At 35.8% G+C, this 23,006-nt stretch carries 21 protein-coding genes; 11 read left to right on the top strand and 10 right to left on the bottom strand.

Annotated features, from left to right (window positions below):
• Window positions 1–8: 8 nt before the first annotated feature.
• The 4 genes from C1631_RS19040 to C1631_RS19025 all read right to left on the bottom strand — a co-directional run bounded on the left by C1631_RS19040 (window position 9) and on the right by C1631_RS19025 (window position 2,864).
• Window positions 9–236 (bottom strand): DUF3820 family protein, encoded by a 228-nt coding sequence (locus tag C1631_RS19040; RefSeq protein WP_103246949.1) that lies wholly within the window; start codon window positions 234–236, stop codon window positions 9–11.
• 12 nt (window positions 237–248) lie between these two features.
• Window positions 249–1,325 (bottom strand): AI-2E family transporter, encoded by a 1,077-nt coding sequence (locus C1631_RS19035; RefSeq protein WP_103246948.1) that lies wholly within the window; start codon window positions 1,323–1,325, stop codon window positions 249–251.
• A gap of 10 nt (window positions 1,326–1,335) precedes the next feature.
• A complete protein-coding gene (locus tag C1631_RS19030) occupies window positions 1,336–2,067 on the bottom strand; it encodes a beta-carotene 15,15'-monooxygenase (protein ID WP_103246947.1) in 732 nt (243 codons plus the stop codon).
• Between the two features lie 71 nt (window positions 2,068–2,138).
• Window positions 2,139–2,864 (bottom strand): hypothetical protein, encoded by a 726-nt coding sequence (locus tag C1631_RS19025; protein ID WP_103246946.1) that lies wholly within the window; start codon window positions 2,862–2,864, stop codon window positions 2,139–2,141.
• A 44-nt stretch (window positions 2,865–2,908) separates the two neighbouring features.
• Between C1631_RS19025 and C1631_RS19020 the strand changes: the two genes are divergently transcribed.
• Entirely contained in the window at window positions 2,909–3,886 is a 978-nt protein-coding gene (locus C1631_RS19020) for an aminodeoxychorismate synthase component I (protein ID WP_103246945.1), read from the top strand.
• Entirely contained in the window at window positions 3,870–4,496 is a 627-nt protein-coding gene (locus C1631_RS19015) for an aminotransferase class IV (RefSeq protein WP_103246944.1), read from the top strand. Before C1631_RS19020 ends, C1631_RS19015 begins: the two co-directional genes overlap by 17 nt.
• On the opposite strand, the gene menD is transcribed toward C1631_RS19015, so the two are convergent.
• Window positions 4,493–6,169 (bottom strand): 2-succinyl-5-enolpyruvyl-6-hydroxy-3-cyclohexene-1-carboxylic-acid synthase, encoded by a 1,677-nt coding sequence (gene menD / locus C1631_RS19010; RefSeq protein ID WP_103246943.1) that lies wholly within the window; start codon window positions 6,167–6,169, stop codon window positions 4,493–4,495. The genes C1631_RS19015 and menD overlap by 4 nt on opposite strands.
• 84 nt (window positions 6,170–6,253) lie before the next feature.
• Here menD and C1631_RS19005 point away from each other — a divergent pair, with 84 nt between their 5' ends.
• The gene (locus tag C1631_RS19005) at window positions 6,254–7,204 is read left to right on the top strand and encodes an isopenicillin N synthase family dioxygenase (RefSeq protein ID WP_103246942.1); all 951 of its coding nucleotides are present in this window, start codon (window positions 6,254–6,256) and stop codon (window positions 7,202–7,204) included.
• Window positions 7,205–7,364: 160 nt separating this feature from the next.
• Here C1631_RS19005 and C1631_RS19000 read toward each other — a convergent pair whose 3' ends face one another.
• Window positions 7,365–7,553, bottom strand: a complete 189-nt coding sequence (locus C1631_RS19000; protein WP_103246941.1) for a hypothetical protein — start codon at window positions 7,551–7,553, stop codon at window positions 7,365–7,367.
• Window positions 7,554–7,690: 137 nt separating this feature from the next.
• Between C1631_RS19000 and C1631_RS24195 the strand changes: the two genes are divergently transcribed.
• Window positions 7,691–7,852, top strand: a complete 162-nt coding sequence (locus tag C1631_RS24195) for a bacteriocin-like protein (RefSeq protein WP_165828338.1) — start codon at window positions 7,691–7,693, stop codon at window positions 7,850–7,852.
• A gap of 168 nt (window positions 7,853–8,020) precedes the next feature.
• The gene (locus C1631_RS24190; protein WP_165828337.1) at window positions 8,021–8,191 is read left to right on the top strand and encodes a hypothetical protein; all 171 of its coding nucleotides are present in this window, start codon (window positions 8,021–8,023) and stop codon (window positions 8,189–8,191) included.
• Window positions 8,192–8,261: 70 nt separating this feature from the next.
• Here the strand turns inward: C1631_RS24190 and C1631_RS18995 are convergent, their stop codons facing one another.
• Complete coding sequence (locus tag C1631_RS18995) at window positions 8,262–9,308, bottom strand: PA0069 family radical SAM protein (protein ID WP_103246940.1); 1,047 nt, start codon at window positions 9,306–9,308, stop codon at window positions 8,262–8,264.
• A gap of 123 nt (window positions 9,309–9,431) precedes the next feature.
• Window positions 9,432–9,626, bottom strand: coding sequence for a hypothetical protein (locus tag C1631_RS18990; RefSeq protein WP_103246939.1), 195 nt, complete (start codon window positions 9,624–9,626; stop codon window positions 9,432–9,434).
• A 173-nt stretch (window positions 9,627–9,799) separates the two neighbouring features.
• Here C1631_RS18990 and C1631_RS18985 point away from each other — a divergent pair, with 173 nt between their 5' ends.
• Window positions 9,800–10,150 (top strand): hypothetical protein, encoded by a 351-nt coding sequence (locus tag C1631_RS18985; RefSeq protein WP_103246938.1) that lies wholly within the window; start codon window positions 9,800–9,802, stop codon window positions 10,148–10,150.
• A 121-nt stretch (window positions 10,151–10,271) separates the two neighbouring features.
• Here C1631_RS18985 and C1631_RS18980 read toward each other — a convergent pair whose 3' ends face one another.
• Together C1631_RS18980 and C1631_RS18975 are read right to left on the bottom strand one after the other, a co-directional pair.
• Window positions 10,272–12,923 carry an AsmA family protein gene (locus tag C1631_RS18980; protein ID WP_109713732.1) on the bottom strand — a complete coding sequence of 884 codons (2,652 nt, stop codon included), beginning with the start codon at window positions 12,921–12,923 and terminating at the stop codon, window positions 10,272–10,274.
• Window positions 12,924–12,958: 35 nt separating this feature from the next.
• Complete coding sequence (locus tag C1631_RS18975) at window positions 12,959–13,756, bottom strand: DUF2797 domain-containing protein (protein WP_103246936.1); 798 nt, start codon at window positions 13,754–13,756, stop codon at window positions 12,959–12,961.
• A 90-nt stretch (window positions 13,757–13,846) separates the two neighbouring features.
• On the opposite strand from C1631_RS18975, the gene C1631_RS18970 reads away from it, so the two are divergent.
• The 5 genes from C1631_RS18970 (at window position 13,847) to C1631_RS18950 (ending at window position 22,968) form a co-directional block, all read left to right on the top strand.
• The gene (locus C1631_RS18970) at window positions 13,847–14,875 is read left to right on the top strand and encodes a GDP-mannose 4,6-dehydratase (protein ID WP_109713730.1); all 1,029 of its coding nucleotides are present in this window, start codon (window positions 13,847–13,849) and stop codon (window positions 14,873–14,875) included.
• A 136-nt stretch (window positions 14,876–15,011) separates the two neighbouring features.
• A complete protein-coding gene (locus tag C1631_RS18965) occupies window positions 15,012–15,233 on the top strand; it encodes a DUF2795 domain-containing protein (protein ID WP_002662059.1) in 222 nt (73 codons plus the stop codon).
• A 125-nt stretch (window positions 15,234–15,358) separates the two neighbouring features.
• Window positions 15,359–18,433: a preprotein translocase subunit SecA gene (gene secA / locus C1631_RS18960; RefSeq protein ID WP_103247340.1), complete on the top strand. Its 3,075-nt coding sequence runs from the start codon at window positions 15,359–15,361 to the stop codon at window positions 18,431–18,433.
• Window positions 18,434–18,585: 152 nt separating this feature from the next.
• Entirely contained in the window at window positions 18,586–20,775 is a 2,190-nt protein-coding gene (locus tag C1631_RS18955; protein WP_103247339.1) for a TonB-dependent siderophore receptor, read from the top strand.
• A gap of 33 nt (window positions 20,776–20,808) precedes the next feature.
• Window positions 20,809–22,968, top strand: a complete 2,160-nt coding sequence (locus tag C1631_RS18950; protein ID WP_103247338.1) for a TonB-dependent siderophore receptor — start codon at window positions 20,809–20,811, stop codon at window positions 22,966–22,968.
• Window positions 22,969–23,006: the final 38 nt, after the last annotated feature.

Raw genomic sequence — 23,006 nt, 5'->3', positions numbered from 1 at the left:
CTGTTGAATTATCTAAGAGATGCTCTGATAGGAATCAAAAGCTCCATCAGGCCGTTTATTTTTATTTCGTAGATCGTAGCAAGCTGCATTCCGAGCTTTCCTTTGGGCATACCATTTCGATTGAACCATTCCAGGTAGCTTACAGGTAAATCGGCAAGCACGGTACCTTCATATTTGCCAAAAGGCATCTTAAGAATACAAATTTCTTTGAGTATTTCAGGGTTGAGTCCTTCCACTTTTTTATGTAATTAAGTCAGTTTATTTTCTAGATCGTTCCGATTCGGTAATTCCAGATCCGGAGGTGCTTTCTCGTCCGAAAATTCATTTCGGTACACCTGAATAAGAAGTAAGGTAAGTGAGATCAGGATAGGCCCAAATATAAGCCCCATAAAACCAAATAGGTTCATTCCCATGATAATCCCAAATACGGTATTCAGCGGGTGTATATTTTCAAGTTTTTTTAACAAAGTAAAGCGAAGCAAATTATCGGTAAGCCCAACAACTACGACACAATAAATTGCCAGACCTAATCCCTGTGCGGTATTTCCTTCCGCTATCATAAAAATACATACGGGAACATATACGATTGCCGTTCCTACCACGGGAATAACAGAAGATGCTGCTGTAAGCGCAAAAAGCAATACAGGCCCCGGAGCCCCGAAAATAAGATACCCTATCAGAGATACAATACCCTGCCCTATCGCCACTACAGGAATTCCTATAGCATTGGCCATGATCAGCTTTCTCATTTTCTCTCCGATTAAAGAGACATTCGCTCTTTTTAAAGGCGCAGAAGACGTAAGAATTTTTTCAAATAATCTTGGTTTTTCAAGCATGAAATATAAAATGAAATACATCGACATAACTACAGTAAGGGTATTAAATGTACCACTAAGTGCTGAAGTTGAAATTTTCCCTACCGAATTCTTCAATTTATTCATATTTTCCTGACTCAAAATATCAAACCCGATCTTTGTGTAAATGTAAGAATGAATTTTATCCAGAAACACATTGAATTTTGTCATATAGGCCTGTGCATTCCCAAGCTTATCAATGAGCAGATCAGCAATAAAATAAATGGGTAGAATAAGAACAATAAGACTCGCAAACATTAATGCAAATGCAGCCAGCGAGGGTTTCCATTTTCTCTCCTCCTGCAGATAAAAATTATATTTCCTGCAAACGACATAAATCGTTATTGCCCCTAAAACCGAGGGAATAAACAATGCAAGGTTAAAACAGATCAATCCTGCCAGCACCAAAATAATGGCCAGCAATGATATCTGTTTAATGGCTACGCTACTGATCTGTTTTTCCTTGTCCATTATTTACTTTTTATTGTTTGTTGTATGCGATTTGTCTTGGTTTTCCCAAGAAAGCACAGTAGGTAGAATACATTACAACCATCATAAATGGTGCTGTTAAAATAATTCCTATTCCGCAAAGAATAACACCTGCTAAGGAGATTAAGGCTCCAAGGAAACCGGTTAATAAGAACACCCCATAGTTCTCTTTTGCTATGTTGAATGATTTGCTTAAAGCTTCTGTAGCCGAAGCGTTTTCAAACAATAAAATAGGATATCCTATTAACAAGAAAGGATACACAAAAATAACCGGGAAAAAACACAATGCTGCTGCAACTGTAGAAATAAGACCGGAAAGGAAGCTGTAAATCAGAATATTGACAAAATTCTGACGATATCCGATAAAAAGATCAGAAAACTCAATCGGGTTTTTGGTGTTGTATTTATTGACCATGTAAATCAATCCTACATACAAAGGTGCCAGTAAAAGGCCAAAAAGGCTGGAAGCTCCCATATACAAAGAAAACCCCGGCGCATTCCAGTAATTGAAATCTCCACCGGAAGATTTCATTTCTTCCAACATTGAAGCGGAATTAAAACCTGTAACCGTCTGGATGATTACTCCTCCTATCAAATAAATGATCATGGCCACGATTCCATAGCCGAAAACCCCTTTATACATTTCAAAGGCATGCGAAATAATGGATCCTGTATCTTTATTGGGAACAGAACCTTGCTGGTCAAATTCGTTAAATTCAGACATAGTTTAATATTTAATGATTTTACCAAAAATAGGCTTTTTTAGTAAAAAAACATATTAAACATGAGTGAAATTTAACCTTTCTCTGAAAAAACAGTTTTATATAATGAATAAATCATAGCATTCCAGAAAGGGAATGTAAACAATCCTCCCACAAGAAATAATGTAAACCCAAGGTATTTGAATAAGACTGCAACGATCACACAAACGAAGATTTCAACATAATACATTCTTAATGCCTTCAGATTTAAGGAAATAGCCTCAAAAATTCTTTTGTTTGTAAAAAACATCAGTGGCGCTACAAATACAGTCATTGAAACCCATATTATGGCTAAAAATAGGGTTGGAATGGTAAATCTGTAAATTAAGAACCAGAAAATGTAATATCCCAGATATTTAAAAAAGTTGAGTCCATTGTACCCTACAAATAAATCTCCTAACTCAATTTTTTCTTTAAGATCAAGCTTTCTGAAAATCTGGAACATTCCGAGATTCAAAGGATATAGAAATGCCATGGTTCCCCAAATGGCAAAAGTAAACATCTGGTAATTTTCTGTAGCACTTAATTCGGCTACTTTTTCCATATAGGCTTTGGCGCCCTCTTTAAGAGCGTCTGCCAATGCCTGATTTTGCTCAAGAATTCCAAATCTTTCTCCAAAGAAAAACAATGAAGTAAGAAAAATTCCAAAAAACACCATTGAAAATATCAACTGATAAACCAACGTTTTATTCCAGTAAAAAAAAGCCTGCTTCAAGATAAAATCAAGTCCCGGTTTCTGAGGATATTTACTCTGCATCATAAAAATTTTATGCAAAAGTAAACATCAATAAGTATTTTTGCCGAATGTTTTCAGTGAATCATCAAAAATTTATGCAGATGGATGAGCTTTCTCTTCAGAAAGTTCCCTATTTCTTTGTCATCGACTTCCTTTCGGAAGCTGTTGAAATTTATCAGGAAAATGAAATTGAAAAATCAGGACTAATGATTGATTTTCAAGACATTACAACCCCAAAAAAAAGATACAAATTAGATAAAAAAATAGAATGGAAATCATATCCTGAAAGCATAGAAAGCTTTAAAAACGGCTTTGATAAAGTTCAAAAAAATATTCGCCTTGGAAATTCTTATCTGATAAATTATACAAGGAAAACTGAAATCGAGACGAATTTAAGTCTGAAAGAAATTTTTTATCACTCAGATGCGAAATACAAGGTTTTTTATAAAGATTTTTTTGTATTTTTTTCTCCTGAAACTTTTATTAAGATTATTGATGGTAAAATTTTCACTTATCCTATGAAAGGTACAATTGATGCTTCTCTGGAAAATGCAGCGGAAATTTTGAAGAACGATAAAAAAGAAAAAGCAGAGCATTACACTGTCGTAGATCTTCTTCGGAATGATCTGAGTATGGTTGCTGATGGAGTAAAAGTTGATCAGTTCCAGCATATTGATCTGATCAAAACTCAACAAAAGGATCTTTATGCCATGAGTTCTGAAATTTCAGGGATAGTAAAGCCGGAATTTGACGGAAAAATAGGAAGCATTATGAAGAAACTGCTCCCTGCGGGCTCAATTTTAGGAGCTCCGAAGCCTAAAACTCTGGAAATAATTCTGGAAGCAGAAGGCTACGAAAGAGGATACTACACAGGAGTATGCGGCTGGTTCGACGGCCAAAATGTTGACAGCTGTGTGATGATACGATTTATTGAAAAGGAAGGAAATAAGCTCTATTTCAAAAGCGGAGGTGGTATTACCCACATGAGTAAATTAGAAGACGAATATCAGGAAATGAAAAACAAAATCTATGTCCCAATTCATTGAAAGCATTAAAGTAGAAGATCAGAAGATTTATCTATTGGAACTACATCAGAAACGTGTCAATCAAACATTCTCTCACTTCGGGAAAGAAGACTCTATTGATCTGGCCAAAATCTATAAAAACCTGCAACATGATGAAGACGGGCTTTTCAAATTAAGAATCGCTTATGATCTGGACAAAAAAATCCGGACTCAAATGATTCCTTATGCTATTCCTGAAATACAAGACTTCCAGCTGGTAGAAAATAACAGCTATGACTATTCTTTCAAGTTTGAGGACCGGAAAGAACTTGATAAAATGAAAATGAAATCTAAAGCAGAGGAAATTATCATTGTCAGAAATAATCATATTACAGATACCTCTTTTTCCAATCTTCTATTTTTAAAAGGTAAGGATTGGTTCACTCCCACCACTTATCTGCTGAATGGAGTACAAAGGCAGCATCTTTTAAAGAACAAAAAAATAAAAGAGGCTGAAATTACGCTACAAAATATAAAGCAATTCAGCCACTTTCAACTCATCAACGCCTTAAACGATTTTGATGATATGTTTATCTATCCGATTGACAGAATTATCAATCTGCCGGGGAATGAAGAATATCTGGATCTTTAATTTTCTTTCATAAAGTTAAAGTAAGCCTTCTGAACATCTGCGCTATTTTTTCCGTACGTATTTACTTCCAGGATTTTCGGTTGTGCATCCGGTTTGAAGAAGTTCTCCAATACCCTGTCTAAAGTAAGCTCATCTTCCACTTTAATATAGGAGAACCCAAAATGCTTAGCCAGATGTTCTGCATTTTTGCGATGTTTTGTTGCTATAAACTCATCCAATGTATTTGGGTTGGCATTTCCTGGCCCCGGAATAATTTTAAATATATTTCCTTCTCCGTTATTAAAAATCATAATCCTTACAAACGGGGGAATATATTGGTTCCAAAGACCATTGATATCATAAAAGAAGCTTAAATCTCCTGTAATCAACAACGTTGGGTTTTCATTCTTGATCGCAAACCCCATAGCGGTGGATGTTGACCCGTCAATTCCACTTGTCCCCCTATTGCAATACATTCTCTTTTTACCAAAATCAAACAACTGCGCATATCTGATGGCTGAAGAATTAGCAAAATGAATATTATAATTATCAGGAACAGTTTGTGACGCTTTATTGAAAAAATAGAAATCCGAAAACTCAACAGTGTTTAGAAATTGCTGATGTTTCGCATCCTTTTTGTCTCTTAAAACATCCCAAAGGTTGTAGTAAGGTCTTGGCTCTAAATTAATATATTTCAATAATTTAGAGAAGAAAACTTCCGGCCTCACCTCAATCTTTTCTGTTAAAGAATAATAGGTATCCGGTTGCCAGATCTCATCCAAATGCCAGTGTTGTTTAGGACGGGCATTTCTCAAAAATTGTTTTACTTTTTTGGAAACCACATTCTGTCCCACTGTAATCAACAGATCAGGAGCGTAGGTTTTATAATCTTCTTCTGTAAAATTGAAAATATATCGGTCTATATGTCTGAAAAACTTCTCGTGATACAGATTAGAATTAGCTTCACTAAGAACAATAACAGAATGATTTTTAACCAGCTGTGTCAGCTGATTTTCCAACTCCGGACTGTATTCTCTTGTTCCCACTAATATCATAATCCTTTGAGATGTATGCCAGTCAGCAATCAGATTGGAAGGAATTTCATATTCTTTATGCCTGATTGTTTTTTCAACGGTCGGGAAAGTAGGAAGCTCGGAAACCAATTCATACAATGGCTCTTCCAGAGGGATATTGATATGTACCGGTCCTTGCTTTTCAAAACAAAGCTCGATCGCTTTCTTTATCGTTTCAAAATTAATTTCTTCTGCGTGCTCTTTGCTGTCTTCCAGCAGTTGGAAATCTCCATAAGAGTGTTGATGAAAAACTTCCTTCTGCCTGATCGTCTGCCCGTCAAAAATATCAACAAAGTCTGTAGGTCTATCTGCTGTCAGGATCAAAAGAGGAATATTCTGATAAAACGCTTCCGTAACTGCCGGATAATAATTAACCACAGCTGATCCGCTTGTACAAGTAATTGCAACAGGTTTTTTCTCACTTTTTGCCATTCCCATCGCTACGAAAGCAGCACTTCTTTCATCTACAATACTAAAACAGTTGAAACGATCAACCTCTGAAAAATGAATCGCCAAAGGGGCATTCCTTGATCCCGGTGAAATGACAATGTCTTCAATTCCGTACTGCTGAAGAAGATGTGCGAGTATTTGGATACTCCTCTTAGAAGAATATTTTTTCATACAGCAAATTTAACTTATAAATAATGATTTTAAAATCATTTAAATTAAAAAAAATGTAATTTTGCTGTTCGTAAATTTCTAAAAATGGATAAAATACCTAGTGTAGACCTGCGTGATTTCCTTTCGGACAACCCGGAACGCAAACAGAAATTTGTAAATGAAATCGGAAAAGCTTATGAAGAAATTGGTTTTGTTGCTTTAAAAGGCCACTTTCTTGATGACAACCTTGTAGATGATTTGTATGGAGAGGTAAAAAACTTTTTTGACCAGCCAGTGGAAACAAAACAAAAGTATGAGATTCCAGGAATTGGTGGTCAGAGAGGCTATGTAGGATTTGGTAAAGAAACTGCAAAAGGTTTCAAAAAAGGAGACTTAAAAGAATTTTGGCATTTTGGGCAATATGTGTCTGATGATTCAAAGTACAAGACAGAGTATCCTGACAATGTAATCGTTGATGAACTTCCGAAATTCAACGAGGTAGGTAAAGAAGCTTTCCAAATGCTTGAAAAAACAGGACAATATGTTTTAAGAGCTCTAGCCCTTCACCTTGGATTAAATGAGTTTTATTTTGACGATAAGATCGCAGAAGGAAATTCTATTTTAAGACCTATTCATTACCCACCAATCACTGAAGAACCGGATGATGCGGTAAGAGCAGCCGCTCACGGAGACATTAACCTTATTACTCTTCTTATGGGAGCTCAGGGTAAAGGTCTTCAGGTTCAGAACCATAACGGAGAATGGATTGACGCTATTGCTGAACCGGATGAATTGATGATCAATGTTGGAGATATGTTATCCAGACATACCAACAACAAATTGAAATCTACCATCCACAGAGTGGTAAACCCGCCAAGAGAGATGTGGAGTACTTCAAGGTATTCAATTCCTTTCTTTATGCACCCTATCAGTGCTATGTCTTTAAATGCTCTTGACAACTGTGTAGACGAAAACAACCCAAAATTGTATGAAGATACAACAGCAGGAGAGTTCTTACATGAAAGACTTATAGAACTAGGATTGATTAAAAAATAATCATAATTAATAATCGTCAGTAATTAAATTACTGACGATTATTTTTCTTATCCTTCTTTACATTAAAACTCCGGGCATGGGATAGATTGTATCATTGTTCCCCACGGGCAAATACAAGTATAAGTATTCCTCACCCATATAAGGTATACATTTACCTCCTTCAGTCCCAGCTCTCGTCTTCAAGATAATAAGCAGGGCCTATATCATCCGCAATCATTTTCTTTTGTTCTTCTCCGGAAAGTCTTTTGAAATTTTTTATAGTTTTCGGGGTCTTAGTTTTTCCTACTCTATTAAGACTTCGGGGAACGTTTGTATAACAACAACATTTATTAATTTGAAAATCAAACATTTACATTGCAAATTAAAAGTGAAAACCTGCTTTAGACGACATTTCTATCAAAGTTCATTTTTAACACATATCATTCTATTTAATTAAAAATATTTTAATTAAATTTGTTTTACTATCAAATTTTTAATTAAAACAGTATGAAAAATTTAAAAAAACTAAGAAAAGAGCAATTGAAAGAAATCTCGGGAGGAACTAATCTGCCTATACCTGAATTCTGTATGTATTATTGCAACGGAACTGTAATCTGTGCCGGTTGTAGTGATGATTTTAAATGCCCTGATACCAACAGCGATATGTAAGATTGATCGTCAAAATGTAATAGAACCGTTTCTTCTGAAACGGTTTTTTATTTTTATCTATTCAGAGTTCCCGGCAAATCACCCTTCTATTAAAATCAAATAAAAACCTAAAATACAATCACTTAAGTTTATTTTTATTATATTTATTGAATCTCAAATTAAAAAAATATGAAAAATCTAAAAAAACTAAGAAAAGACAAACTGAAAGACATCCTGGGAGGAATAAGCTATCCATACCCCGGCGAATGCTTTTATGTGTGTAGTGATGGTATTCAATACCGGGAATTATGCAGGGTTGAATTTATTTGTCCTGATGGAGAGCAGCCCATTATTTATTAAAAATAACATGAAGTCTAAAACAAAACCGTTCCTGAGAGAGCGGTTTTTATATTGATAAGGGAAGTTCTATTCAATCAAATAATCGCAACTGCTGATCAAGTGTTCCTGTGAAATTTGCCGTTGTAAGTTTGGGAAATTCTTTTCCTTCAAAAAATTTTTTTCTGCCAACCTTAAAAGTGGTATGGATCATTTCAGCAATATTCCCTTCTCCTCTTTGTCTTTCAAAATATCTTTTATCACCAAGCTTTCCACCACGCATAGAGCGTATTAGATTCAATACCTTCTGAGCCCTATCAGGAAAATGGGTTTCAATCCAGTTGACAAAGACAGGTTCTACCGTATCATTTAATCTCACCAAAGTATATCCAAATCCCAGCGCACCTGCATCGGAAATAGCCTTTAAGATAGTAAGGGGCTCATCGCTATTCAATCCGGGAATAATGGGAGCCACCATGACATGTACCGGAATATTGTTTTCGGAAAGAACTTCTATGGCCTTTAATTTATTGATAGCTGAGCTTGTTCTGGGTTCCATTTTTCTTCTCAGCTCTTCATTAATGGTCGGAATACTTAGCGAAACAGAAACGAGGTTCTTTTCTGCCATTGGTTTTAGAATATCAAGATCCCTCAGCACAAGCGCATTCTTTGTCAGAATATTAACAGGATGCCTGTAATCAAGACACAATTGCAATAATTTTCGGGTGATTTCAAATTGTCTTTCTGCTGGTTGATAGCAATCGGTATTTCCGGAAAGTAAAATGGGAGCTGCCTGATATCCTCTTTTCCGGAAAAATTTTTCAAGGAGCTCCGGAGCATTCTTTTTCACCATAATTTTCCTTTCAAAATCAATTCCCGCGCTATATCCCCAATATTCATGGGTAGGTCTGGCAAAACAATAAGAGCATCCATGCTCACATCCCTGATAAGGATTCATGGAATATTCCATCGGAAGGTCTTCACTCTTCACCTGGTTAACAATTGTCTTGGGAAAAACTTCAGTGAATGAGGTTTTCATTGTTTCGAAATCTTCATCATCAGGTTCATAGGTATATCTGTCGAAACGGTTGATAACGTTTCGCTGAGCACCCTGACCTTTTATGAAATTTCCGTTTGACATTATGATGTAAAATTATAATGCTTTTTTCATAAAGTAATGATTTTTAACACTAAAGTTTTCCACAAAAAAAATCCAACACTTTCAAAAGCGTTGGATTTAAACATAATTAAATATATTTTTTTACTACTTCACTGCGTATAGTTCCACTCCGTGATATTCTTCATCGTGGCCTTTTTCATCAAAGTGTCTGTGATAGTCTGCATAACTATCACTATATTTTTTGTCTTTTTTTGTCAATATTTTTTTGATGCTTATTAAACTTAATACTGCCAAAAGACCAACTCCTCCTGCCAGTAAAACTCCAACTTCTTTTTTCATATTTTCTTTGATTTATACTGATACCATTGCAAAAAGTATACCTATTTGAATTTTCCGAATTATAAATTTTGTTAACATTAAACTTTATTTTTAAGGAAATTACAATTCGTTATTTTTCTTACATTTAGAAAAGTAATGGTTTAATTATTGTATTTATAACGAAAAATAGTATTATGGAAAATCAAGAAAATATAGACAGAATGACCACCTTAAGCGAAGTGATGAAAATACTTTCTGAAAGAGGAATACAAAGGGAATTCAGGATGAATGAACACTGTGAAATGAAGTTTGAAAATTCCGAAAAAATTTACCAACCTGCGGAGTTAACCATTCTAAAAACCTATCGTTTTGAAGGAGACAGTAATCCAGATGACAACGCTGTGTTATATGTGGTAAAGGATGGGGCAGGAAACCGTGGGATGATTATTGATTCTTATGGAGCAGACAGCAACTATCCCGGTCAGGAGTTTGATGAGTTTTTAAGAAAAATTCCTATTGTAGAGAGCGACGAATTCAATTTTTAATCCCATTCCGTCGGATGTTAATTTTTTAAACCATTAAGGCTGTTTCGATTAAAATTAAATTTTGCCTTATGCGAATTAACAAGACTTATCATTAGCAATTGCATCTTGATGGTTTAAAAGGTTACTCTATTTCAGTACTTTCCTTCTTTTTGAAAACACCCTTCAAAAATCCTTTTTTCTCTTTTTGGGGCTCTTCTGATTTGGGCTGTTTTTTATTTTTAATCTCTTGTTTTATCTCCTTTACAGATTGTTTCATGTCTTTCACAGAAGAAACAGCATTTTTCACTTTTTGCTCCGTTTTCTCTACATTTTTACCGATCAATGTTTTCTTCAACCCTTGTTCTATTCCTTTCCAAAAGAGATTAAAGAATGATTTCGTAGGGTCACGTTCAACATTTTCTACTGTAACTGATTCGGGGAATCGTCCTGAGTCAGATTTTAGAAAAATATTGGCGACGGCAGTTAAGAACCCCTTCTTCTCGTGGTTTTCTTTATTTAAAACTGCAATTTTCAGATCTTTATGCTTCAGATTAAACGTACCATGTAGTCCTGCAGGATCGCCTTTAAAATTAAAAAGCATCTCCTGAATCGTTCCGGCTGTAGCAGTAACATGCAGATAAGGTCTGATAAAAGGGTTAATTCCACTGGCAGGAAGATTATCCGTTCTTCCGGAAATAGTAAAAGCATCATGCTGATCAGCAACATCAAAATTCCAGTGGACAGACAGAGGAGCAAGATTCATGAATGAGCAATTGATTTTAATGTCAACTTTTGTTGGTTTTCCCTTTACTTTTGCAGAGTTCAGGTTTTTAACCTTCATATTAAAGTTATTGAAAGTCAACTTGCCGGGCCCCATACTTTCCGGTGTATCTTCTTCGTATACCAGTACAGAATTCTTCAGATCCAGATTCTCAATATTCATCGGCATCTTAATAGAGCGAAGCATCTTTGAATACAGAGCTTTTATTTTCGGATCATCTTTGGGAATTTTACTCCTGAAAATATTAGCATCAGCAGATTGTATGGTTACCTGAGATGCATTAATGGATTTATTTTTGGAAAACAGATCCCAGCTTCCTTCTGCCGTTATATTTCCTGCTTTCAAATCAAACAAGTCTCTTTCAACCGGTATCATTTTGATAAATTGGGCTCTCGAAACGAGAGGCTTCATGGCAAAATTATCAGCCTGAATTTTATTTTTATTCAGCTTTAAGAGACCAAGACTCAGATTATAGAATTGAGTTTTATAGGCAAAATTCCTAGTTGTCACAAAGTAATCTTTCAGGTCAAAAGATAATCCTTGATTATTGGGATTAGGAGCAAGTTTAATATCATTCACAGTAGCATTCAGGTCATGGAAGGATAAGGGCTGCTTTCCTTTATCATACGTAATATTTGAATTTTTTAAAGAAACTTTCCTGATAATAACTGATTGAATAAATCCTGATTCAGGATTTTTAATGGGCTTGGTTTCTCCTGCTTTGATTGTACCATTTACATTTTCAACAAGAATATCCTTAAAATCCAACACCAGTTTTTTATTTATAAAGTCCAGTGTATTGATGTTGAAAGCAATATGATCGGATGTAAGATCCATGATTGTTTTTCCAGCAGGAGTAGCTCCCGGACTCAGTGAGATAGTATTGATTTCTCCACTGGTTGGCTTTAAAGCAATGCTGCCTATATTAACATTCTGATGATCAGAAAAGGCAATGTCTTTTCCTGAAAACGTAAAGTCTTTATATCCAATCGGAATAATCTGCTCTGAAGTTTCTTTATTAAACAATAACTTACTGATATTCAAATTCAAATTTCCGGCAGACAACCATTTGTTTCCATCTGGTTTATTAATCTGAACAACCGCATTGTTAAGTTTTATATTCTCCAGATTAACCTCAAAGTCTGACTTTTTCTCTGACTTTTTTGCCTTGATTCCGGTATTATATATGGTAAGAACAGGGTTTTGAAAATCTGCATTGGCAAGAGACACTTTATTTTTATCTAAAACAAGATCCTTAAAATCCATTTTGGGAATGGTAAATTCAAATAATTGCGGCTTCTTTGGATAGAATTTTTTAAACTGTCCAAAAGACAAAAGAGGAGTCAGCCTGAACTGGTCAACAGACATTTGCCCATCCGCTGTATTGATTGAATTAATAGTAATTGCGTATACATTATCTGGTCTGAAAAAGAAGTTTTGCCCTTCAATACTATATCGGTCAAAAACCACCGGCAACTTGTTTTCCACAGACTCTTCTGTCATTTGCAGATTTTCTACAAATAAATTTAACTTTTGTACCGACAAAAACTTTTGTTTGGTATGTTTGAAAATTGATATCGTTCCGTTATTGATTCTTATGTTTTCAAATAAAACGGGATTTCTTTTCTTACCTGTTTTCTGATCTACAGGTTTGGCAAGAATTATATTCAGACTAGGTTTTGACAAAAGGAGATCAGTAGAACTTATCGTCTTATTAAATAGGGCATCATAAATACCGAGCCGACTTATTCTTAAGGTGTCAATAGTTCCCTGAAGTCCAATAATATTGGTATTCTCCGGATCCTTATTATTGACCGAAATACCCGTGGCAAGAATATTTCCTGTACCCAGATCCACATCCAGGGTTTTATAAGAAACCTTATAGTTCGTTTTGTTTTTGATATAGTCAGGAAGTTGGGTTTTAAGCCAGAAATTCAGCCCGAAATTTGCAGCAAGAACAAGTCCTGCCAGGATCCCGAAACTTATTAATAGTCTTTTTACCCATTTATTCATATTTTGTGATTTGATTTATCTACGCTTATGTAGGATTAGTTCTTTATTCCCAACTCAATAACATACCCTTCATGTCCCCTTATATTGATAAAGTTTCCGCCTTCAAATCCAAGATACTGTCCTTTAATTCCAGTAAGTTTTCCTGTGAAATCAGGTTTTTTATCCAAGGTAAATGAAGAAACTTTCTCTGGCTTTTCAAAAGGATAGTCAAACATCCATAATTCTTCTCCTTCCCTATAGAATTTCTGGAAATCCTCAGGAAAATATTCTTTGATCTTATGTCTGAAGTCTGCAAGATCTACCTCTCCTTCAAAGTCATCCTGAAGCATCTTCCTCCAGTTTGTTTTATCGGCAAGGTGTTCTTTTAAGGCAACCTCTATCATTCCCGCTTCATATCGGTTTTCAGTTCTTGCAATCGGTAATGCAAAAGTAGCTCCCTGATCAATCCATCGTGTAGGAATCTGGGTATTTCTTGTTACTCCTACCTTTACATCTCCGGTATAAGCAAGATAAACAGTATGTGGCTGAAGCTGAATTTGTTTTTCCACCTCCAGGTCGCGTTCTGCTACACCTAAATGAGCAGTAGAAAGCTCAGGACGAATGATTGTATCACTGGCATAAGGGCTTTCAAAAAAACAGTTTTTACAGAAGCCCATCCTATAAATAGGTTTATTTTCACCACAGTTTACACATTGAAACCCTACATGCTTAATGCTTAGCTCCTTTCCCAACAGCTCATTCATATGGATCAGATCCCCTGAAAGATTAAGATAATACTGGATTGGTTTTGCATCGTAGCTTGTCATTTTTAAAATTTGCCCTTGAAACTGCATATTATATTTATATTACTTTTTTAAGTAAATTTAATGATTATATTTTTCAAATGGTAAAATTTATATTTTTGTATTCATAAAAAACCACAGATGATTTATCTTGTAACAGGCGGTAGCGGTTTCATTGGCTCTCATTTAATTGAACGATTATTAAGAAATGGACATTCTGTCATAAACATTGACAATTTTGATGATTTCTATGGGTATCAGATAAAAATTAAAAACACTTTAGAGTCAATTGATACAATTTCGGATTTTGAGTTCTCTGATAAAGAAGCTGACATCCAACGTTTAATTTCCCTCACTCAATCTGATAAATATTCCCTTTATTATCAGGATATCCGGGATAAAAAGGGTCTTGAAAATATCTTTAAAAGTCATTCTATTGACATGGTGATCCATCTGGCCGCTCTGGCCGGCGTGCGCCCGTCTATTGAGAGACCTTTGGAATATGAAGAAGTGAATGTTCGGGGTACCATGAACCTTTGGGAATTATGTAAAGACTTTACCATTAAAAAATTTATTTGCGCTTCTTCATCAAGTGTTTATGGGAATAATGAAAAAACCCCTTTTTCAGAAACAGATAATGTAGACAACCCAATTTCACCCTATGCAGCAACCAAAAAGTGCGGAGAAATTTTAGGGCATGTTTACCACCAACTGTACCACATTGATATGATACAGCTTAGATTTTTTACAGTATATGGACCAAGACAGCGTCCCGATCTCGCCATACATAAATTTACAAAACTGATTTCAGAGGGACAGGAAATTCCTTTCTATGGCGATGGGAACACAGCCAGAGATTATACCTATATTGATGACATTATTGATGGAATTACCAAGTCTATTGTTTATCTGGAAAATCATTCCGGAATCTATGAAATCCTTAATTTAGGAGAAAATGAGGTAGTTACTCTTTGCGAAATGGTTACCACTATAGAAGATGCCTTAAAAATAACTGCCACAAAAAAAATTCTGCCAATGCAACCGGGTGATGTCACAAAAACCAATGCGGATATCACAAAAGCAAAGGCCTTGATAGGGTATAAACCAGACACAAACTTCCAAAATGGCATAAAAAAATTTGTGGAATGGTTTTTGAGAAAACGACATTAAGTAAATTACTGACATCACTGCCATGCAGTTGGTGACAGACATTTACAAGAAAAAATTATAAAAAGAATTGAAAATCAAGTATAAAAAAGTTTATTATACAACCTATTTTTATACTTTTGCAAAAAATTAGAAAATTATGTACTGGACATTAGAATTAGCATCCTATCTAAGTGACGCACCTTGGCCAATGACAAAAGCAGAGCTTATTGACTACGCAATCAGAACTGGTGCACCTATGGAAGTAGTGGAAAACCTTCAGGCTATTGAAGATGAAGGCGAAATTTATGAATCTATTGAGGAGGTTTGGAGTGACTACCCAACAGATGAAGACTTCCTTTGGAACGAGGACGAATATTAATAAAGCGATAAGCTTTAGGCCATACGCTTAGAGCTTTTTTGCCCTTTTTATATATTAACTTACACGATAAGCGTGTCATTTAAAACGCTTAAAGCATCTTGCATTAAGCATAAAGCAAAAAATTTATGAGTTTTTTAAACAAAGTTCTTAAAGGGTTTTTGGGAGACAAAAAAGCGCAGGACCTAAAAGAAGTAAAAAAAGTTGTAACAAAAATCAAAGCTGTAGAACCCAACATTCAACAATTGTCGGATGATGGTTTGAGACAAAAAACTGCTGAATTTAAAGAGAATATAAAATCTGCAACCAGCAAAATCACAGCTCAAATAGAACAAATTAAAGAGCAGATAAAAAATTCAACAAACGTTGATGAGAAAGAAGCTCTTTTCTCAAAAATTGAGTCTTTAAAGAAAGAATCATACGAAATTGAAGAAAAAGTTCTCCTTCAGGTCCTTCCGGAAGCCTTTGCATTGATCAAAGAAACAGCAAGAAGATGGGCGCAGAATGGGGAAATCCGTGTAACAGCAAGTGACTGGGATAGAGAACTGGCTGCTGCAGGGAAAGATTTCGTTGAAATTCAGGGAGACCAAGCTGTTTGGAAAAACTCATGGGATGCTGCCGGAACTCCAGTAGTTTGGGATATGGTCCACTATGATGTTCAGTTTATCGGAGGTATTATTCTTCACAGTGGTAAAATTGCTGAAATGGCAACCGGTGAAGGTAAAACTTTGGTAGGGACATTACCTATTTACTTAAATTCACTTCCGGAAAGAGGGGTTCACGTTGTAACCGTGAACGACTACCTTGCAAAAAGAGACTCCGCTTGGATGGGACCATTGTATCAGTTCCATGGGATGTCAATCGACTGTATTGATAATCACCAACCGAACTCAGACGGAAGAAGAAAAGCATACAATTCAGATATTACTTATGGAACCAACAACGAATTTGGTTTCGATTATCTGAGAGATAACATGGTGACTTCACCTTCAGAACTGGTACAAAGAGAATTGAACTTTGCGATCGTGGATGAGGTAGACTCCGTATTGGTAGATGATGCAAGAACACCATTGATTATTTCAGGTCCAGTTCCTCAGGGAGACAGACAGGAATTCGATGTTCTTAAGCCTTCTATCGACAGAATCGTTGAAGTTCAGAAAAAGACTGTTTCTGCTATTTTCAATGAAGCGAAAAAATTAATCGCAGCAGGAAATACTAAAGAAGGAGGATTCAAGCTGCTTCAGGCTTACAGAGGGCTTCCTAAAAACAGACAATTAATTAAATTCTTATCAGAAAGCGGAAACAGAGCATTGCTTCAGAAAGTTGAGGCTCAATATATGCAGGATAACAACCGTGATATGCCGATTGTAGATAAAGACCTTTACTTCGTTATCGAAGAGAAAAACAATCAGGTTGATCTTACAGATAAAGGAGTTGAGTATATGTCTCAGGGGAACTCTGACCCGAACTTCTTCGTTCTTCCGGATATCGGAACAGAAATCGCTGAAGTAGAAGCTAAAAATCTATCTAAAGAAGAAGAATTTGAGGCTAAAGAAAGACTTTTCGGTGATTTTGCTGAAAAATCAGAGCGCGTTCATACAATGAGCCAGCTATTGAAAGCATATACATTATTTGAAAAAGATGATGAATACGTAGTAATCGATGGGGAAGTAAAAATTGTTGACGAGCAGACAGGTCGTATCATGGAGGGACGTCGTTATTCAGACGGTCTTCACCAGGCGATCGAGGCGAAAGAAAATGTAAAAATTGAAGCCGCTACTCAAACTTTTGCTACGGTTACCCTGCAGAACTATTTCCGTATGTACAACAAACTTGCGGGAATGACAGGAACAGCGGAAACAGAGGCTGGAGAACTTTGGGAAATCTACAAATTAGACGTTGTGGTAATTCCAACCAACCGCCCTATTTTAAGACATGACAGACAAGATTTGGTTTTCAAAACCAATAGAGAAAAATATAATGCTGTAATTGAGGAGATTGAAAGATTAACCGCAGAAAAAAGACCTGTACTTGTAGGAACTACATCTGTTGAGATTTCTCAATTACTTTCAAAGGCGCTTCAATTAAGAAAAATTCAACACCAGGTATTGAATGCAAAACTTCACAAGAAGGAAGCTGAGATCGTTGCAGGAGCCGGACAACCGGGAGTTGTAACCATCGCTACCAATATGGCGGGTCGTGGTACCGACATTAAGCTTTCAAAAGAAGTAAAAGAAGCAGGAGGTTTAGCCATCATCGGTACTGAAAGACATGATTCAAGACGTGTTGACAGACAGCTAAGAGGTAGAGCGGGACGTCAGGGAGATCCGGGAAGTTCTCAGTTCTATGTGTCTCTTGAAGATAACCTGATGCGTTTATTCGGTTCTGAAAGAATCGCTAAAATGATGGACAGAATGGGTCATAAAGAAGGTGAAGTAATTCAGCATTCTATGATCAGTAAATCTATCGAAAGAGCTCAGAAAAAAGTAGAAGAGAATAACTTCGGAACGAGAAAGAGACTTCTTGAATACGATGACGTAATGAACAAACAACGTGACGTTATCTACAAGAGAAGAAAGAATGCTCTTTTCGGAGATCACTTGAAATATGATATCACAAATATGATATTTGATGTGGCTAATTCTATCGTCGCGAAAGGAAAAGCTACAGGAAATTATAAAGATTTTGAATACGAAATCATTAAAACATTTACGATGGAATCGCCGGTTTCTCAAAATGATTTTAGTAATAAAAACATTCAGGATCTGACCAATATCTTATTCAAGGCTGCTCAGGAAGATTACGCAATGAAACTGAACTTATTGAAGGAGAAATCATTCCCAATCATTGAGAATGTATATCAGAATCAGGGTTCAATGTTCAAAATGATTCAGGTTCCTTTCACAGATGGACACAAAACAATGACCATCGTTGCAGACCTTAAAGAAGCTTATGAAACCCAGTGTGAAAGCTTAGTGAATGACTTTGAAAAGAATATCACACTATCTATCATCGATGAAAACTGGAAACTTCACCTACGTGAAATGGATGACCTAAGAAGATCATCTCAAGGTGCGGTTTACGAGCAGAAAGATCCACTTGTGATTTACAAACAGGAATCTTTCCACTTATTCAGTGAAATGATCGATAAATTGAACAAAGAAATTATTTCGTTCTTATACAAAGGGGAAATTCCTGCATAAGAAATAATTAATAATATTTTATAAAAAACCGTTCTGGCATTAGCCGGAACGGTTTTTTATTATCTATTGTATAATAATTTTATGATAAATATCAATATTATTATTTATTTAGAACAGTTAAAAATAATATATTTGCAGAAAATTTGACTTTCATGAAAAATGTACTAATCTGTGCTTCCCTTCTGGGATCTTTGGTGACCTATGCTCAAAAAAAAGATACTGTTAACACAAAAAGCATTGATGAAGTAGTACTTATCAACACTTATATCAAGAAAGATAGTGAATATTCAAATAAAATGCCCCTTAAGGCTATTGAAAATCCACAAGTATATTCAAGTATTAATAAAGTCATTTTAGAAAATCAAGGACTTTATACCGTAGACGATGCTTTAAAAAACATCCCGGGATTACAACCGATGTGGACTTCAAATGGAAGAGCAGGTGACGGTGGTGCCTATGTAAGTTTGAGAGGTTTTGTATCTTCCAATTCTTTAAGAAACGGAGTACTTGGAGCAGTAACCGGAACAATAGATGCCATAAACCTGGAAAAAATAGAGGTTCTGAAAGGACCCTCAGGAACTCTTTTCGGAAGCTTATTGTCAAGTTACGGTGGTGTAATCAACCGTGTAACCAAAAAGCCCTATGAAGCATTTGGTGGAAATATCAGTGTAGCTGGTGGAAGCTACGATACTTACAGAGCTGCAGTGGATATCAATACTCCCCTTACCCAGGATAAAAAACTTTTATTCCGTTTAAACTCAGCTTATACCAACGAAGGGACTTTCCAAACAGAAGGATTTAGAAGAAATCTGGCTATTGCTCCGAGCTTAAGCTATAAACCCAATGACAGATTAAGTATTAATCTTGATATGGAGTTATTTCAGATGAAGAATATGACTGATCAGACCTTTTTCTTCTATTCTGGTAAATATCTCCAAAAAGTAAACAATATCAAAGATCTTAATCTCGATTATAAAAATTCATATCTCGGAAAAGACCTTACCAATACGGGAAGAAGTATTAATTTTTTCGGACAGGTTAATTATAAAATCTCAAACTCAATAACTTCAAATACCAATTTCAGTACCTCATCCAGCTATTCTAACGGATTTATGCCTTATTTATATTTTATGGGGGATAACGCTGATAGCATGTATAGAAGTGACCAATCTACCCGAGACAGTAGAAAAAAATCCCTTAATTTTCAACAGAATTTTAATGGTGATTTTAAAATCGGGAATCTGAGAAACAGAGTGGTTTTAGGTTTTGATTATTTGAGAGTAAACAATGATCAGAATTTCTATGACGTCAACGGATTTGATAAAGATTCACAAGGCACATCAATACCCGTTCCTTTACATCAATCAGGATTTGATTACACGAACTTTAACGGCTCTGCTCTTCAAGCTCAGTACAATGCCTTAGCAGGAAATGAAAAGCCTTACCTTATAAAAGGAATACAAGAGAACTACGCAGTATATTTATCAAACGTTTTAAACATTACCGATAATCTTAATGTGCTCATGGCATTAAGAGTAGACAATTTCACTAACAAGCCTGATAATTCAGGAGAAAATAAAAAACTAGACCAGACATTTTTCTCTCCGAAATTAGGAGTTGTGTATGAGCTTATAAAAGACAAGGTTTCTGTTTTTGGAAATTATCAAAACAGTTTTAAAAACCTTAATTATTATGTGAACGCTTCCGGAGCAACTGTAACTCCTGTTCCTGAACAGGCCAACCAAATGGAAGGAGGAATCAAAACCAATTTATTTAATGGCAAAGTATCTTCTACATTCAGTTATTACAACATCAAAGTAAAAGATGTTTTGAGAAATGCAATTGGCGCTGCAGACCCACGCGCACAAGTGCAGGACGGAACTATTATAAGTCGTGGCGTCGAGTTGGAAATCAATGCTTACTTACTAAAAGGTTTCACAGCAATTGCCGGATTCAGCTACAACGATTCAAAATACACTCAATCTGATGAATCAGTACTCAATAGAAGACCTAATACGGCAGGCTCGCCTTATCTGGCAAATCTATATGCCAGCTATCAATTCTTAGACGGAAAACTGAAAGGTTTAGGATTCGGAATTGGAGGAAACTATGCCAGTGAAAATAAAATTGTCAATAACTTCAATACAGCAGACAAAACAAACGAGGTATTTACTTTACCTTCTTACGTTGTCCTCAATGCCAGCGCTTATTATGATGCTAAAAAATTCAGAATTGGAGTAAAGGTAGACAACTTTACCAATCAACATTACTGGATCGGTTATACCACAGCCAATCCACAAAGGTTAATTAACGCTGTAGGAACTTTCACTTATAAATTTTAAACTGTTAGAGTAAAATTACTCTCCTTATAAACAATGAAAAGAAGAATAATAGGAGCTGCATTATTAACTTCCATGTTAAGTTTTGCACAGGAAAAAAAAGACACCATCAAATCCAATAATATCGAAGAAGTTGTTGTCAACGGAAGATATTATCAGAAGTACAAGCTGAATGAGGTTTCAGGTTCATTAAGAATTCAAACACCTATTCTTGAGCTTCCTCAGAATGTGCAGTCTGTAAGTTCTCAGGTTCTGGCTGATCAGATAACACTGAATATGTCTGAAGGAATTGTTCGTAACGTAAGTGGAGCAAGAAAAGTAGAACACTGGGATAATGTCTATTCCAATGTCTTCATGAGAGGCGCAAGTATTGCTACTTTTATGAACGGGATGAATGTTTCCTCTACATGGGGTCCTATTAATCCTGATGCATCTATCATAGATAGAATAGAGTTTGTAAAAGGTCCTGCCGGATTTATGGGTTCTATGGGAGATCCTGCCGGATTTTATAATGTGGTAACAAAAAAGCCTACCGGGAAATTTGCTAACAGTGTACGTTTCACAACGGGAAGCTATAACCTTTTCAGAGGCGAGGCAGATCTGGATGGAGTTCTTGTAAAAGACGGTGTTTTAGACTACCGTATCAATTTAATGGGAAGCTCTAATAAATCATGGGTTGAAAATGATAAAACAAGCAAAATTATTGTTGCTCCGTCTATTACTTTCAGACCAACAAAGACCACTACTTTTACAGCTCAATACAACTATCAGTATTTAAAATTCAATCAGCCGGGCGCTTACCTGATGTCTAACGACGGATATGCTTCACTGAATGTACATACCAACTTTAATGATCCTAATTTCAAGAAAACAGAAGTAAAAGATCAAAGCTTATTTTTAACTTTAGATCAGAAGTTATTCAAAGACTGGGTTTGGAGTACGCAATATGCTTATATGGACCTGAATTATGACGGAGGTTCATGGTGGGGAACATTTGACCCCAATAATAAAAATGTTTTAAACAGAACAGTAAGCAACTGGCAGGCGAAAGGGAAAAACCATATTTTCCAGACCTATGTAAGAGGTACCCTTAATACAGGAAATATTGTACACAAAATTATTGCAGGATTCGATTACGGAGATAGAAAGTACAATGCCGACTTTTCATCTTTTGCAGGAGGACCATTCCCTATTGACATTTATAATGTACAATATGGTGTAGATCCTTCTAAGCTTCCTTCTGCTGATTTTTATACTTTAAACTCTTCAGCTCCATTTTATGATGATGAGGGTGTAAAATATACATCATATTACGCTCAGGATCAGATTGAAATGTTCAACAATAAGCTAAGATTAACATTGGCAGGAAGATATACAAGCGGTACCACATATGCCGGCTATCCTTATTATTCCCCTGGAAATGTTGTTCCCAGAAATAAAGCAGGAGAATTTACTCCTAGAGTAGGAATCAGTTATTCAATTAATGAAAACTTTTCTGCTTATGGTATTTATGATAAAACCTTTGTACCACAATCCGGAACAGGAATCAACTCTACTTCTATTACAGATCCATTCAAAGGGCAGAATATTGAATTTGGACTAAAGAAAGACTGGTTTGGAGGAAAATGGAACTCTACTTTTGCCATATATGAGATCAGAAGACAAAATATTCTTGTAGCAGGGCCTAAAGAACAAAATGGAGGTGTTCCTTTTCAGATGGCTTCAGGAGAGCAGAGAGCAAGAGGTTTTGAAACCGATATCAAAGGAGAAATCATCAAAGGGTTGAACATTATCATCAACTATGCGTATACAGATGCAAAAACCATCAAAGACACAGACCCTACAAGAATTGGAATTCAGTCTCCGGGGAATGCTAAAAATGTACAAAATACATGGGTAAACTATAGGTTTGAAAATGGCCTTATGAAAGGTTTCGGAATATCAGCAGGTTACCAGTATCAGGGCGGAAGACAATCCTGGTTCGGAGTAGGTGCTACAAAAGATCAGAGCCTTCCGGATTATTTTGATACCAACTTCGGAGTTTCTTATGTTGCTAAGAAATTTGATGTCAATCTAATGTTGAATAATGTCCTTAACAAAAAGCTTTACAGCGGTTATAGAGGTGACTCAGGTGAATATGCCTGGATTTACAACGCGCCACGCAACTGGAGACTATCAATCGGATACAAATTTTAATACTATATAAAGGTTAACCCCACCTGGGGTTAACTTTT

Origin of the sequence: Chryseobacterium phosphatilyticum, from assembly GCF_002899825.2 — a bacterium.
Taxonomy (GTDB): domain Bacteria; phylum Bacteroidota; class Bacteroidia; order Flavobacteriales; family Weeksellaceae; genus Chryseobacterium; species Chryseobacterium phosphatilyticum.
The sequence above is the reverse complement of the archived record's forward strand: the minus strand, read 5'-3'. Positions and strand labels throughout refer to the sequence as shown.

Bases quoted from the DNA above. Each gene is read 5' to 3' on its own strand.
- C1631_RS24195 (WP_165828338.1), top strand. From the start codon at position 7,691: ATGAAAAATTTAAAAAAACTAAGAAAAGAGCAATTGAAAGAAATCTCG.
- C1631_RS18985 (WP_103246938.1), top strand. From the start codon at position 9,800: ATGGAAAATCAAGAAAATATAGACAGAATGACCACCTTAAGCGAAGTG.
- C1631_RS18965 (WP_002662059.1), top strand. From the start codon at position 15,012: ATGTACTGGACATTAGAATTAGCATCCTATCTAAGTGACGCACCTTGG.
- C1631_RS19020 (WP_103246945.1), top strand. From the start codon at position 2,909: ATGTTTTCAGTGAATCATCAAAAATTTATGCAGATGGATGAGCTTTCT.
- C1631_RS18970 (WP_109713730.1), top strand. From the start codon at position 13,847: ATGATTTATCTTGTAACAGGCGGTAGCGGTTTCATTGGCTCTCATTTA.
- C1631_RS18955 (WP_103247339.1), top strand. From the start codon at position 18,586: ATGAAAAATGTACTAATCTGTGCTTCCCTTCTGGGATCTTTGGTGACC.
- secA (WP_103247340.1), top strand. From the start codon at position 15,359: ATGAGTTTTTTAAACAAAGTTCTTAAAGGGTTTTTGGGAGACAAAAAA.
- C1631_RS19005 (WP_103246942.1), top strand. From the start codon at position 6,254: ATGGATAAAATACCTAGTGTAGACCTGCGTGATTTCCTTTCGGACAAC.
- C1631_RS19000 (WP_103246941.1), bottom strand. From the start codon at position 7,553: ATGTTTGATTTTCAAATTAATAAATGTTGTTGTTATACAAACGTTCCC.
- C1631_RS18980 (WP_109713732.1), bottom strand. From the start codon at position 12,923: ATGAATAAATGGGTAAAAAGACTATTAATAAGTTTCGGGATCCTGGCA.
- C1631_RS18975 (WP_103246936.1), bottom strand. From the start codon at position 13,756: ATGCAGTTTCAAGGGCAAATTTTAAAAATGACAAGCTACGATGCAAAA.
- menD (WP_103246943.1), bottom strand. From the start codon at position 6,169: ATGAAAAAATATTCTTCTAAGAGGAGTATCCAAATACTCGCACATCTT.
- C1631_RS18995 (WP_103246940.1), bottom strand. From the start codon at position 9,308: ATGTCAAACGGAAATTTCATAAAAGGTCAGGGTGCTCAGCGAAACGTT.
- C1631_RS18950 (WP_103247338.1), top strand. From the start codon at position 20,809: ATGAAAAGAAGAATAATAGGAGCTGCATTATTAACTTCCATGTTAAGT.
- C1631_RS19015 (WP_103246944.1), top strand. From the start codon at position 3,870: ATGTCCCAATTCATTGAAAGCATTAAAGTAGAAGATCAGAAGATTTAT.
- C1631_RS19025 (WP_103246946.1), bottom strand. From the start codon at position 2,864: ATGATGCAGAGTAAATATCCTCAGAAACCGGGACTTGATTTTATCTTG.
- C1631_RS19030 (WP_103246947.1), bottom strand. From the start codon at position 2,067: ATGTCTGAATTTAACGAATTTGACCAGCAAGGTTCTGTTCCCAATAAA.
- C1631_RS19035 (WP_103246948.1), bottom strand. From the start codon at position 1,325: ATGGACAAGGAAAAACAGATCAGTAGCGTAGCCATTAAACAGATATCA.
- C1631_RS24190 (WP_165828337.1), top strand. From the start codon at position 8,021: ATGAAAAATCTAAAAAAACTAAGAAAAGACAAACTGAAAGACATCCTG.
- C1631_RS18990 (WP_103246939.1), bottom strand. From the start codon at position 9,626: ATGAAAAAAGAAGTTGGAGTTTTACTGGCAGGAGGAGTTGGTCTTTTG.